The following is a 13235-nucleotide window of genomic DNA, read 5'->3' on the forward strand; positions in this document are numbered from 1 at the left end:
GGCCGGCGGTGGCCCTAGTGTTTAAGGCATGAACGAACCCGGCCAGAGGCCAGAACCCGCAGCCGGCGCACCCCAACAACAGCCGCACTATGCCCAGGCGCCCGTGCAGCAGTTGGCGCCCGCACACGTCCAGGGTCCGCAGAGCCCGGGACAGGGCCCGGAATATTGGGCGCATCCGGCCCCCGCCCAGGGCAAAGGCCGGCGCGCGGGGCTCAAGGCCGCGAACATCATTTTGCTGTGCGTGTTCTCTCTTGTGGCAGTGGTCACGCTGGCCTTTTTTGCCGTGTCCATTGGTGCCAACGTCTTTTTGATCTGCGGCGCCCTGGCACTGCTGCCGCTGGGCATTTGCGTGCTGACGCTGCGGTGGATTGACAAGTGGGAACCGGAACCACTTTCGGCCATGGTGCTGGGGTTCTGCTGGGGTGCGGGCATGGCGGTAATCACCACCTTGGTCATTGGCAGCTGGGTCCAGCCGCTGCTGATGAACGGCAGCGGCCAGGCCGACGCCGACATGGTGGGCGCGGTGGTGCAGGCGCCGCTGGTGGAGGAACTGTGCAAGGGTGCAGGACTGCTGCTGCTGTTCTTTCTGCGCCGGCGCACCTTTGACGGCCCCATTGACGGGGTGGTGTATGCGGGCATCATTGCCGCCGGCTTCGCCTTCACGGAGAACATTTTGTATTTTGGACAGGCCCTGAACGAGGCCGACGGCGCGGTGAACGGCCTGGTGGGGATCTTCCTGCTGCGCGGGATCATGTCCCCCTTCGCCCACGTCATGTTCACGGCCACCCTGGGCCTGTGCGTGGGATGGGCGGCACGCAATGGCGGCACCCTCATGGTCCTGGGCGCGTGGCTGGTGGGGATGGTTCCAGCCATGGCCCTGCACGGGCTGTGGAACGGGACTTCGTTCCTGGGTGCCAATTTCTTTGTGGTGTACGTGGTGCTGCAGGTGCCCCTGTTTGTGGTGTTCATTGTGGGGATTGTCTTCCTGCGCCGTTCCGAGGCGAAGCTGACCCGCCGGCGGCTGGCAGAATACGTGCCCTCGGGCTGGTTCACCCCGCAGGAGGTGCCCATGCTGGCCACCGGGGCCGGCCGCCGCAGGGCGCTGCACTGGTCCAAGACCTTCGCGGCCGGGGCGTTGATGAAGGAGTTCATTCGCCTGGCAACGCGGCTGGCCTTCACCCGCCAAAGGCTGTTGGTGGACTCCCGCGGCGGCGTGGGTGGCGCCGGACGGTTTGCGCGCGGGCAGGAGCAGGAGTTGAGGCTGCTGCACAGGATCACGGCAGTGCGCACCGAGCTGCTGCGCAGGCATGGCGCGGCGCTGTGGCAGGCACAGCAGCGCCAGCAGGCCCGGCTCTGGCAGCCGGAGCAGGGGATGCAGCACCGGCAGCCCCCGCACCAGCCCTAGGCCCGGTCGGGTGCGGGCCGGGCCGGGTGCGGGCCGGGTCGGGCGCGGGCGCGGGCGCGGGCCGGACACAAAGGTGGCCCGCGGCGGGAAAAGGATTCCGCCACGGGCCACCAGGGTGTGGGTGCGTGCTAGGCCAGCAGACTGGGCTTCATTTGCTGCAGGCGTCCCAAAAGTCCGTTGACGAACTGCGGGGAATCGTCGGTGGAAAGCATCTTGGCCAATTCCACGGCCTCGCTGACGGCCACGGCGTCGGGAACATCGTCGTTGTACAACAGCTCCCAGGAGCCCATCCGCAGGATGATGCGGTCCACAGCGGGCATGCGCTCCAGCGTCCAGCCCTGGGAATAGGTCTGCAGGTACTCGTCAATTTGCTCGACCATGGCCGTGACGCCCTGGACCAGCTCAACGGTGTAGGGGTTGATGACCTGGTCCATTTTTTCGCGGCGCGCCGTCAATGCAGACATGGCAGTGACCTCGCGCTGCTCGGCTTCAAACAGGATCTCCAGTGCGCGGCGGCGGGCCTTGCTGCGCGCCGAATTGGTTTTGCCCGTGGGGCTGTCTTGACTGCTTGCCACTACTCGCTGACACGTCCCAGGTAGCTGCCGTCGCGGGTGTCGACCTTGACCAGGGTGTTGTTCTCCACGAACAGGGGCACCTGGATCTCGTAGCCGGTCTCCACTGTTGCGGGCTTGGTGCCGGCGGAGGAGCGGTCGCCCTGCAGGCCGGGTTCGGTGTAGGTGATGCGCAGCTGCACCGACGGCGGCAGTTCAATGTACAGCGGGTTGCCCTCGTGCAGGGCAATGGTCACCGTGAGGTTTTCCAGCATGAAGTTGGTGGCGTCACCAACGGTCTTGCCCGAGACGGTGAGCTGGTCATAGTTGTCCAGATCCATGAACACAAAGTCTTCACCGTCCTGGTACAGGTACTGGAAGTCGGAGCGGTCAACGGTGGCCGTCTCAATCTTCAGGCCGGCGTTGAAGGTCTTGTCCACCACCTTGCCCGAGAGGATGTTGCGCATCTTGGTACGAACAAACGCGCCGCCCTTGCCCGGCTTGACGTGCTGGAACTCGATGATGTTCCAGAGCTGTCCTTCAAGCTTGAGAACGGTGCCGTTCTTAATGTCGTTGGTGGTTGCCACAATAGCCTCTTAGCGTATAAGTGTTATCAAAAATCCATTGACCATACTACCGCACCCAGCCAAGGAGGACGGCATGATGTGTGCCACTGGCGGCGGGATCCGCCGGCTCATTCCCTCTCGGCCAGGTCCAGGGCACGTTTGAGGGACACGGTGGCGGAGTAGATTGCCGTCGCGTCGGACCCGGAGGCCACCCGAATTTCCAAGGAGGTGGCAAAGTTCTTGGCGGCGGCCTCAAACTGTCCATTGCTGAAATGCACCTTCCCCAACTGCTGGAACAGCCAAGGCTCCTGGGGTGTGCCCGCCACTGCCGGGAGCAGGCCGCGCAACACCCGTTCGGCCCGGTCATAGTTCTTAGTGGCACGCAGGATTTCAGCATCCAGGACCTGCAGCCGGATGGATTCCGGATCCGCCAGGCGGGCATTGGCCGCGGCATCGGCGGCCTCCCCCACCTGCCCGCGGGCCAACAGCACAAAGATGTGGTCCCCGGCGTCGTTCGACTGCGCCAGGGCTGCACTGCAGGCCTCTTCATCGACCACTTCCGGCAGCAGCGTCTCCGGGTTCACTGCCGTGCCTGGGAAGCCCGCGGAGGGCCAGTCCTTCAAACCCATGCTAGGAGGCAATTTCCTGGTAGGCGGCAAACAGCAGGGAAGGATCGGGCACGTCCAGGATGCTGGGCCTGCCAATGCCGTCCAGGACCACGAAGCGCAGCAGGTCCCCGCGGGTCTTTTTATCCCGCTTCATGCCATCGAGCAGCGCCTGCCAGCGGTCGCGGCGGTACGTCAACGGCAAGCCCAGCAGCTCAAGGATGCTGCGGTGGCGGTCGGCGTCGGCGTCGCTGAGCCGGCCCACACTGCGGGCCAGTTCGGCGGCAAACATCATGCCCACGGACACCGCCGCGCCGTGGCGCCAGGAATACCGTTCGGTCAGTTCAATGGCGTGGCCCAGGGTGTGGCCGTAATTGAGGAACTCCCGCTGTCCGGCCTCCTTCAGGTCCGCGGAGACCACGGCGGCCTTCACGGCAATGGCCCGTTCAATGAGTTCACGGAGGACCGCCGAGGTGGAATCCCGCACGGCCTCCGGATTGGCCTCAATGAGGTCAAGGATCACGGGATCGGCAATGAAGCCGCACTTAATGACCTCGGCCATGCCGGAGATGAGTTCATTGGGCGGCAGCGTGGCCAGGGTGTCCAAATCCACCAGGACCCCGGCCGGGGGGTGGAAGGAGCCCACCAGGTTTTTGCCCTCGGGGGTGTTGATTCCCGTCTTGCCGCCCACGGCGGCGTCCACCATGCCCAGCAGCGAGGTGGGCATGTGCACCACCTTCACCCCGCGCAGCCAAGTGGCGGCCACAAAGCCGCCCACATCGGAGACTGCGCCTCCTCCCACGGTGACAATGGCGTCGGAGCGGGTGAAGTCGTTTTTGCCCAGCACTTCCCAGCAGAAGGACGCGACCTGGATGTGCTTGCCTTCCTCGGCATCGGGGATTTCAGCCGTCAGCGCCGTGAACCCGGCCGCCTCCAAATCGTCCCGCACCGCGTCGCCGGTCAGGCGCAGGGCACGGGGGTGGATGACCAAAACCCGTTTGACGCGCTCCCCGAGCAGTCCCGGCAGCCGGGACAGCAGCCCGCGGCCCACCACGACGTCGTAGTTGTCCTGCGGGGCCGAACCGCTCACCTTGATCACCGTATGGGGTGTGGGCTGAGCATTGCCGGGGGTTTTCGAAGTTTCCGAAGTGGCGGGGGTGTTCACTTTATGGGTTCTCTTTTCTTGATTCTTCAGCCAAAAGGCCAAGGAGCAATTCAACGAGTTGCGGCACGCTTTTGTGGCCTACATCCACTGTGATGTCCGCCAAACGCGAGTACACGGGGCCACGCAGCGCCGTCAGGCGCTGCCAGGTGGCCACGGGATCCGCGGCAAGCAGCGGCCGGTTGGTGTTGCGCGTGATGCGTTCCTTGACGGTGTCGATCTCCGCCTGCAAATACACCACCGTGGCCTTGGCCAGCAGCTGCTGGGTGCCGGAGTCCAACACCGCCCCGCCCCCCAGTGACAGCACCAGCAACCTGGGCTGCGGGGCATCGAGGACGTCGGCAATGGCCCGGGCCTCCAACTGGCGGAAGTGGTGTTCGCCCTTGGCTGCAAAAATGCGGGGCACCGGACCGTGTTTGGCCACAATCTTGTGGTCCGAATCAATAAAGTCCAGCTTCAGCACACGGGCCAGCTCAGCACCAATGACTGATTTGCCCACGGCCATTGGACCAACCATGACAATGGGGCGGCGGGGCGTGAAGTCCGGCGCCCCGGCCGGTTCCCTGCCCGTGGTCATCAGCGCCCCAGCGTATCCAAATTCGCAGGAATGGCTGCCAGGTAGCTGTCCATGTTGCGTTTGGTTTCGGCCATGGAATCGCCGCCAAACTTTTCCAGCAGGGCCTCGGCCAGCACCAGTGCCGTCATGGCCTCGGCCACCACGCCGGCGGCCGGCACGGCACACACGTCCGAACGCTGGTGGTGGGCCTTGGCACTCTCCCCGGTGGCCACGTCAATGGTCCGCAGCGCCCTGGGCACGGTGGCAATGGGCTTCATGGCGGCCCGCACCCGCAGCAGGCCGCCAATGCTCATGCCGCCCTCAATGCCGCCTGCGCGGTTGGAGGCGCGGATGATGCGGCCGGATTCGTCCCGCACAATTTCATCGTGCGCAGCGGAGCCGCGGCGGGCGGCTGTGGCAAAGCCGTCACCCACTTCCACACCCTTGATGGCCTGGATGCCCATCAAGGCACCAGCGAGGCGTGAATCCAGCCGGCGGTCCCAGTGCACATAGCTGCCCAGTCCAGGCGGCAGCTGGTAGGCCAGCACCTCCACCACGCCGCCCAGGGTTTCACCTTGTTTTTGGGCGGTGTCAACCTCTTCAACCATGGCTGCGGAAGTGGCCGCGTCGAAGCAGCGCAGCGGATCGGCGTCGAGGGCGGCAACATCGGCAAAGACCGGCAGCGCGGCTGTCTCCGGTGAGGCGATTCCGGCAATCTGGACGGTGTGGCTGAGCAGCTCGACGCCGACCGCGGACAGCATCTGCGCGGCCACAACGCCCAGGGCCACACGGGTGGCGGTTTCGCGGGCGCTGGCACGTTCCAAGACGGGACGGGCCTCGTGGAACGCATACTTCTGCATGCCCGTGAAGTCGGCATGTCCCGGACGCGGGCGGGTCAGCGGGGCGTTGCGGGCCTGGCCTGCCAGTTCTTCGGCGTCAACCGGGTCAGCTGACATGATGGCTTCCCATTTGGGCCATTCGGAATTGGCGATCTGGATGGCCACCGGGCCACCCTGGGTCAGGCCATGGCGCACGCCACCCAAAATGGTCACCACGTCCTGCTCGAATTTCATGCGCGCGCCACGGCCGTAACCGAGCCGGCGGCGCGCCAGTGCGTCCTGGATGTGGGCGCTTGTGAGCTCCACACCGGCAGGGACGCCTTCAATAATTCCCACGAGTGCCGGGCCATGTGACTCTCCGGCTGTCAACCAACGCAACATACTCTCTATCCTGCCATGTTCTGCTCGTGGGGAAGCCGCCGATCAATGCCAAGTGCATCGCACATCACATTGATGACGTCCCCTTCCTGTTCTGCCACCGCCGGGCCGTACCCTCCGGCGCCGGCAAATAATTTGACCTGCTCCACACCCTGGTACAGCAGCATTTCAATGCCCGCCACCACCACGCCGCCGCACGCTTCCCAGGCCCGCGCCAGGGCACTGGGCCAAGGGTCGTAGGCCACATCCAGCAACAGCGCGCCGTTCACGCCCACTGCCCGGCGGGCAAGTTCCGCGGCCAGCTTGTCCGCAGCATGCGGGGGCAGGGTGGAAATGACCACATCGAATCCGGCCAGGGCCGCGGCGGCCCCGGCAAAGGGCGCCACCTCCGCTGTGCCGCCCCACCGGCGTGCCACCGCAAGGACGTCACCACCCTTGGACTCCGTGCGCACAAAAGCGGTGGTGTGCACGGCCTCCAGCTGCGCCAGGGCGGCCGCCGCGGCAACGGCTGTGCCCCCGCCGCCCAGGATCGCGGCGCGGGGCCGTTCCCTGACCCCCGCATGGCGCAGCGCATTGGCGATGCCCGGCACGTCGGTGTTCTCACCCAGCAGCCGAATGTTCCCGGCGTCGTCGGTGGAACAGACAATGGTGTTGACGGCGCCGAGCGCGGCAGCGGTTTCCGTGTGGTCGTCCACCAGCGCAAAGGCCTCGTTTTTCAGTGGCATGGTCACCGACAGCCCGTACCACTGCCCGTCGCTGCGCACCTGCTGAAGCAGCTGGGCCAGCTGGGGCAACTGCACGTCCAGGGCGGTGTAGTCATAGCTGGCGCCCAGGAGCTTGTAGGCGGCACGGTGCAGGGCCGGTGACTTGGAATGCCCAATGGGGTGTCCCAGCACTGCCCCCTTGAGCAGTTTCTCCACTTACTTGCACTCCCCCGCATTTGCCTGGCACCAGGCGCTGTACTTGGCCACATTGGCCTGGTGTTCGGCGTAGCTTGTGGCAAAGAGCGTCTCGCCGGTCTTCAAGTCCACCGTGACCCAGAAGTAGTAGGGGTTGGATTCGGGCTGCGCGGCGGCCACAATGGCCTTGCTGCCGGGCGAGCCGATGGGCCCCACGGGAAGTCCGGGATTGGCGAAGGTGTTGTACGGGTTGGACTTGTCGGCCCGCTGTGCCGGCGTGAACTCGTAGGACTTGATGCCCAGTCCGTACACCACCGTGGCATCTGATTCCAGGAAGCCGCGGGTCTCGGCGTTGGGGTTGTTGATCCGGTTTTCAATGGCGCCGGAAATCTTGGCGTAATTGGCCTCGTTGCCCTCAAATTCAATGATGCTGGCAATGGTCAGCACCCGGTACTGTTCGGCCGGGTCCGTCACCTGCGCATCCGTGAGGGCCTTTTTGGTCAAGTCCACCATCTGGGTCAGCACGCCCTTGGCGTCGAGTTCAATGGGGAAACGGTACTCACCGGGCGCCAAATAGCCCTCCAGGTTTTTGGCCTGGGCGGGAAGGTCGAATTCCTGTGGATCGTTGGCCAGTGCCTGAAAGTCCGCACGGGGCAGGCCCGTGCTCTTGGCCAGCAGGTCCAAAACCTCGTTGATGCGCAGGTTCTGGGCGACGGCGGCGTAGTGGACCTTGTCGTCGCTGACGGCCAACAGCACACTGACGGCGTCGGAGGCCTTCATTTGGGATTTCATGGAAAACGTTCCGGGCTGGATGGAGCCTGTTCCGCCGGCTTCGTTGAGCGCCTCCAAAAAGGCCTTTTCACTGGCAACCACGTCCAGGGACTTCAGTTCGGTGGCCACAATGCGGCCGGTGGCACCTGCCCCCACCACCACTTCAACCTCACCGGTGCCGGGACCGGGATAGTCGGCCACCTGGAAGCCGCCGAGCATGGGGCGCACCATTTGCACCACGAAGAAAACCACAGCGCAAAAAGCCACGAAGATGACAAGGAAGGCAAGGCTGCGGCGGCGTTTGCGCACGCGCTTGGACACCCGGCTGCTGCGCCGGCTGGGAAGGTCTTCGTGGCGTTCGAGAAAGGACTCCTCGGCCGGCACATACTGCCCGCCTTCATAGGCCTGCTCATGGTGCGCATCGTAATAGTCCACAGGCTCCGGATGGGCCGGCTCAAAGTCAGGCTTCTCGGGGGGCGTGCCGTCGTGGTCGGGGTGCTGGCCGCGGAAAGTTTCGCTCATGGTCTATGCGCCTTCTCGCCCGGCACAGCTGTTGGTGTGGAAATGGTGGAAACCTCTTCGTGTTCAATGGACCCGGGATTCCCCATACCATCCGGGTTGGGTACGCGCACACGTTCGCCGACATTTGCGTTGCGTGCCTTTTGCATGTCAAGGGCGTGCTGCAGTATTTCCACGGCAGCCACCTGATCCACCACCTTACGGTGTTCGCGGCTGCTCATGCCAGCTTGATGCAGTGACTGGTGGGCGCTGACGGTGGTCAGGCGCTCATCGATCAAGTGCACCGGGATGTCAAGTCCGGCCTCGGCGAGCAGGGTGGCCAGGACGGCGGCGTAGCTGCGGGCCATCTGGGCCGAAGCTTTCTCCTCGCCCTTCATGGTGCGGGGCAGGCCAACGAAAATTTGGCACGCCTGGCGGGCCAGCGCCTCCTTCAGAACAACCTTCACATCGCTGTTCTTCTTCACATCCCGGCTCAGGGTCTTCACGGGAGTGGCCAGAATTCCGCCGGCGTCGCAGCAGGCCAGGCCAACGCGGACCATGCCCACGTCCACGCCCAGTTTGACTCCCTGCGGGTAACTTGCCTCCGACATCCAGGCCCCTAAGCCCGGCGGGCCACGGCGTCGTGGACGGCTGCCAAGGCCGCGCCCACGGCGTTCGCGTCGGAGCCGCCGCCCTGGGCCATGTCGGGCTTGCCGCCGCCGCCGCCGCCAAGGATTCCGGAGGCCAGCTTGACCAGATTGCCGGCCTTGATGCCCGCCTCCCGGGCGGCCTCGTTCGTGACAACCAGAATGACGGGGCGGGCATTGCTGACGCCGGCTGCCGCCACCACCGAGGCCGCTGAGCCCAGCCGGTTGCGAAGGTCCAGGGCAAGTCCGCGCAGCTCATCGGCGCCAGCGACCTCGCCGGCGTCGTGGGCGATGAGCCGGACGCCATTGGCGTCCACCGCGGTGCCCACCAGGGTGGCGGCGGCGGCGCTGAGCTGGGCCCGGCGCAGACGCTCAAGCTCTTTTTCGGCGTTCTTGAGCTTGCTGAGCGTGGCTGCCACGCGCTCCTGCAGCAGGTTGGCGGGGACCTTGAGCATGTCGGTGAGTTCGCTCACCAGGGCACGCTCGGCGGCCTGGTGGCGGAAGGCGTCCATGCCCACGAAGGCTTCCACGCGGCGGTTTCCGGAGCCCACCGACTGCTCCCCCAGCAGGGTCAGCGAGCCGATGCGCGAGGTGCTGTCGACGTGGGTGCCGCCGCACAGCTCCCGCGACCAGGCGCCGTCGATCTCCACCACACGGACCTCGGAGCCGTAATTTTCCCCAAACAAGGCCATGGCGCCCAGGGCCTTGGCAGCGTCCAGGTCCATGATTTTGGTGTCCACGCGGTAGTTGTTGCGGATGGCAATGTTGGCCACTTCCTCAATTTCCGAGCGCGTGGCCGGGCTCAGGCCCTCGCCCCAGGAGAAGTCGAAGCGCAGGTAGCCGGCCTTGTTGAAGGAACCGCGCTGCAGCGCCTCCGGGCCCAGGATCTGGTGGAGGGCTGCATGCACAATGTGCGTGCCGGTGTGCGCCTGCTCGGCGGCGTGCCGGCGTTCCCGGTCGACGGCGGCACGCACCAGCGCATCCGCCGGCAGCTCCCCTTCGCGCACAATGGCCTTGTGCACGCTCAGGCCCTTGACGGGGCGCTGGACATCCAGGACCTCCACCACAAAGCCGTCGCCCGTGATCAGCCCGGTGTCCGCGGCCTGCCCGCCGGCTTCGGCATAAAACGGGGTGGCGTCCAGAACCAGGGAAATTTCATCCCCGGTGGCGGCGTGGTCCACCGCTGCACCGTTGGCGAGGATCGCGCGGACGCGGCCTTCACCTTCCAGCTCGGTGTAGCCGGTGAAGACGGTTTCGCTTTGGGCCAGCAGTTCATGGAACACGGACAGGTCGGCGTGGCCGCTCTTTTTGGCTTTCGCGTCCTTTTGGGCGCGTTGGCGCTGCTCCAGCATGAGGGAGCGGAAGCCGGCCTCATCCACGGCAAGGCCCGCCTCGCCGGCCATTTCCAAGGTCAGGTCAATGGGGAAGCCGTAGGTGTCGTGCAGGGCAAAGGCTTCGGCGCCGGAGAGCGGGGTGTTGGCCGCCTTGGATTCCAGCACCGCTTCCTCCAGACGGGCGGTTCCGCTGGCAATGGTGCGCAGGAAGGACTTTTCCTCGGCGTAGGCAATGCGCGAAATCCGGGCAAAGTCTTCCGCCACGACCGGGTAGGCGCCCTTCATGGCGTCGCGGGAAACCGGCATGAGCTCGGGGAGCACAGCCGTTTCCACGCCCAACAGGCGCATGGCGCGCACGGCACGGCGGATCAGGCGGCGCAGCACATAGCCGCGGCCCTCATTGGAGGGGGTGACGCCGTCGGAAATGAGCATCAGGGAGGAGCGGATGTGGTCGGCCACCACGCGCATGCGCACATCATCGGTGTGGTGCGCATCCGCGGGGTCCTCGGTGGAGGTGTAGCTCTTCCCGGACAGCTCGGCGGCCTTGTCCAGCACGGGACGGACCTGGTCCGTCTCATACATGTTCTCCACGCCCTGCAGGATCATGGCAAGACGTTCCAGGCCCAGGCCGGTGTCAATGTTCTTGTTCGGCAGCTCGCCGACCACATCGAAGTCCACCTTGGAGCGGACATTGTCAATCTGGTACTGCATGAACACCAGGTTCCAGATTTCAATGTAGCGGGTCTCGTCGGCAACGGGGCCGCCGTCAATGCCGTATTCGGCGCCGCGGTCGTAGAAGATTTCCGAGCAGGGCCCCGCCGGCCCCGGCTGGCCGGTGGACCAGTAGTTGTCCTCCTTGCCAATGCGCTGGATCCGGTCAACGCTGACGCCCACCTTGTCACGCCAAATGGCCAGCGCCTCGTCATCCTCCTTGTACACGGTGACCCAGAGGCGGTCCACGGGCAGGCCGAATCCGCCCTCGGCCACGGGCGTGGTGAGCAGTTCCCAGGCGTAGGGGATGGCGGTTTCCTTGAAGTAGTCGCCGAAGGAGAAGTTGCCGCACATTTGGAAGAAGGTGCCGTGGCGGACAGTCTTGCCCACCTCGTCAATGTCTCCGGTGCGGATGCACTTTTGCACGCTGGTGGCCCTCTTGTAGGGCGGGACTTCGCGGGCCGTCAGGTAGGGAATGAAGGGAACCATGCCGGCCACGGTGAACAGCAGCGACGGATCAGTTGACACCAGGGAGGCTGACGGCACGGGGGTATGTCCCTTGCTGGCAAAAAAATCTATCCAGCGGCGTGCAATGTCATGGGATTTCATTAGCCTGGTGGCTCCTTCAATAGTTGTTGCCGGCGGCCGTGGGGCCTGCCCGTGCAGTGGTTCCGCCGCGTGGGCGGGCCAAGGATTCTTCTTCGTGTGGTGTTTCTACTGCGCCTGGTGGCGCCCGCCAGGCTGCTGCTGGTCCACGCCCAACGCCACCCGCAACTCGGATTCGCGCTGGTCCATGTTCTCGCGCAGGGCATCGGCAAAGTCGTGGACCGCGTCACTGGCACGTCCCACGGCACGGTTGAGGCCGTCAGGGCCAATGGCGCCCCGGGCTGCGGAAATTTTGCGGGCCGCCACCACTCCAAGGGTGATGCCCACGCCCAGCCAAAAGATCTTCTTCATCACTTATGTCCTTTGTGGATGGTGAATGCTTGAAAAACAGCTGCGTCTCAGCGGCTGCGCCTGGCACGGCGGGGCTTGCTGCGGCCCTCCAACGCCTGGCGGACCCCGTAGGAGAAGGCTGCCACCTTGATCAGCGGGGAACCAATGGTTGCCGCGATCAGGGCCGAAAGAGCTGAGATGTTTGCCGTGGCGTCGGAGACGTTGTTGGAAATGCCATCGACCTTGTTCAGCTGGGTATTGGTGGTGGCCACCGTGGCCGTGACCTCGTCAATGAGCGGGGTGGTGCCGTCACCAATTTGCTTGATGGTGGTGCGGATTTCATCAAACACCTTGCCAAGCTTGAAGATGGGCACCGCCAGAAGGGCCACGAGCACGGCGAACACGCCTGCTGCAATTAAACCTGCAATATCGCCACCGCTCATGCGAGCCGCCTCGTTTCGCTTTGCTCATTGGCAGCTGCCTGCCATGTACCTGACTTTTGGGTATTCCCCAAGCCACCTTAGTGCACCGGGGGAAGTAAATTGCTGACAAAACAGCCCGCGGCGTTTGCCGCGGGCTGCCTTGTGTTTCAAGCTTTGATGATTCGCAGCTCCACTTCGCCAATGATTAGCGTGAGTAGAATTCCACAACCAGCTGCTCTTCACAGGTTACGGGAACCTCAACACGCTTGGGCTTGCGAACCAGGCGGGCCTGCAGGCTCTCCAGCTTCACATCCAAGTATGCCGGGACGGCGGGGAGCACGTCGCGGTGGGCGCCGGCTGCAGCAAGCTGCAGGGGAACCATGGTCTGGCTGCGCGGGTGCACGTGGATCAGCTGACCCTCGGCAACGCGGAACGACGGACGGTCCACGCGGGCGCCGTCGACCATGATGTGGCGGTGCACAACCAGCTGGCGGGCCTGTGCTGTGGTGCGGGCAAAGCCTGCACGCAGAACCAAGGCATCCAAACGGGTTTCCAGGATCTCAACCAGGTTCTCACCGGTCATGCCCTTGGTGCGCTTGGCTTCTTCGAATGCACGGGTCAACTGTGCTTCGCGGATGCCGTACTGGGCGCGCAGACGCTGCTTTTCGCGCAAGCGTACTGCATAGTCGCTGTCCTGCTTCTTGCGGGCGCGGCCATGCTCGCCGGGGCCGTACGGGCGGCGCTCCAGGTACTTGGCGGCCTTGGGAGTCAGGGCAATGCCGAGGGACCGCGAAAGGCGGGCCTGACGGCGGGCACGTGTGTTGTTAGCCACTTGTGTCCTTCCAATATGTGCAATAAGTGTGGTCTCTGGCCTCCAGTGTGGAGAGTTGGGGCTATTGCGGCCCATCGCTGCAGCACCTGGGCATGTACACCAATCCCCGCCAAGGCAGGCAAA

14 protein-coding genes are annotated in these 13235 nt (G+C 64.8%); 1 reads left to right on the forward strand and 13 read right to left on the reverse strand.

From position 1 onward, the window contains the following. The first annotated feature begins 28 nt into the window (after positions 1-28). Entirely contained in the window at positions 29-1405 is a 1377-nt protein-coding gene (locus tag ACFUCV_RS02090) for a PrsW family intramembrane metalloprotease (RefSeq protein WP_380811536.1), read from the forward strand. A gap of 128 nt (positions 1406-1533) precedes the next feature. On the opposite strand, the gene nusB is transcribed toward ACFUCV_RS02090, so the two are convergent. The 13 genes from nusB to rpsD form a co-directional block, all read right to left on the reverse strand. After that, the gene (nusB, locus tag ACFUCV_RS02095) at positions 1534-1980 is read right to left on the reverse strand and encodes a transcription antitermination factor NusB (RefSeq protein ID WP_380811538.1); all 447 of its coding nucleotides are present in this window, start codon (positions 1978-1980) and stop codon (positions 1534-1536) included. Continuing rightward, positions 1980-2543 carry an elongation factor P gene (gene efp, locus ACFUCV_RS02100; RefSeq protein ID WP_380811540.1) on the reverse strand — a complete coding sequence of 188 codons (564 nt, stop codon included), beginning with the start codon at positions 2541-2543 and terminating at the stop codon, positions 1980-1982. The genes nusB and efp overlap by 1 nt, the downstream gene beginning before the upstream one ends. 107 nt (positions 2544-2650) lie before the next feature. Further along, positions 2651-3151, reverse strand: a complete 501-nt coding sequence (locus tag ACFUCV_RS02105; protein WP_380811542.1) for a tetratricopeptide repeat protein — start codon at positions 3149-3151, stop codon at positions 2651-2653. A gap of 1 nt (position 3152) precedes the next feature. Further along, the gene (aroB, locus tag ACFUCV_RS02110) at positions 3153-4226 is read right to left on the reverse strand and encodes a 3-dehydroquinate synthase (RefSeq protein ID WP_380811897.1); all 1074 of its coding nucleotides are present in this window, start codon (positions 4224-4226) and stop codon (positions 3153-3155) included. 67 nt (positions 4227-4293) lie between these two features. Next, positions 4294-4866, reverse strand: coding sequence for a shikimate kinase (locus ACFUCV_RS02115; protein WP_380811544.1), 573 nt, complete (start codon positions 4864-4866; stop codon positions 4294-4296). After that, the gene (aroC, locus tag ACFUCV_RS02120; protein ID WP_380811546.1) at positions 4866-6065 is read right to left on the reverse strand and encodes a chorismate synthase; all 1200 of its coding nucleotides are present in this window, start codon (positions 6063-6065) and stop codon (positions 4866-4868) included. The genes ACFUCV_RS02115 and aroC overlap by 1 nt, the downstream gene beginning before the upstream one ends. Before the next feature lie 5 nt (positions 6066-6070). Continuing rightward, on the reverse strand, positions 6071-6982 hold the full coding sequence (locus ACFUCV_RS02125) for a shikimate dehydrogenase (RefSeq protein WP_380811548.1): 912 nt from the start codon (positions 6980-6982) through the stop codon (positions 6071-6073). After that, complete coding sequence (gene mltG / locus ACFUCV_RS02130; RefSeq protein WP_380811550.1) at positions 6983-8254, reverse strand: endolytic transglycosylase MltG; 1272 nt, start codon at positions 8252-8254, stop codon at positions 6983-6985. After that, positions 8251-8841, reverse strand: a complete 591-nt coding sequence (gene ruvX, locus ACFUCV_RS02135) for a Holliday junction resolvase RuvX (RefSeq protein ID WP_380811552.1) — start codon at positions 8839-8841, stop codon at positions 8251-8253. The genes mltG and ruvX overlap by 4 nt, the downstream gene beginning before the upstream one ends. An 8-nt stretch (positions 8842-8849) precedes the next feature. Continuing rightward, entirely contained in the window at positions 8850-11531 is a 2682-nt protein-coding gene (gene alaS / locus ACFUCV_RS02140) for an alanine--tRNA ligase (RefSeq protein ID WP_380811554.1), read from the reverse strand. Positions 11532-11636: 105 nt separating this feature from the next. Then, the gene (locus ACFUCV_RS02145) at positions 11637-11879 is read right to left on the reverse strand and encodes a hypothetical protein (RefSeq protein WP_380811556.1); all 243 of its coding nucleotides are present in this window, start codon (positions 11877-11879) and stop codon (positions 11637-11639) included. Positions 11880-11926: 47 nt separating this feature from the next. Continuing rightward, entirely contained in the window at positions 11927-12301 is a 375-nt protein-coding gene (locus ACFUCV_RS02150) for a DUF948 domain-containing protein (protein ID WP_380811558.1), read from the reverse strand. A gap of 184 nt (positions 12302-12485) precedes the next feature. Then, on the reverse strand, positions 12486-13112 hold the full coding sequence (gene rpsD, locus ACFUCV_RS02155) for a 30S ribosomal protein S4 (RefSeq protein ID WP_380811560.1): 627 nt from the start codon (positions 13110-13112) through the stop codon (positions 12486-12488). Positions 13113-13235: the final 123 nt, after the last annotated feature.

Source organism: Specibacter sp. NPDC057265, assembly GCF_042668835.1.
Taxonomy (GTDB): domain Bacteria; phylum Actinomycetota; class Actinomycetes; order Actinomycetales; family Micrococcaceae; genus Specibacter.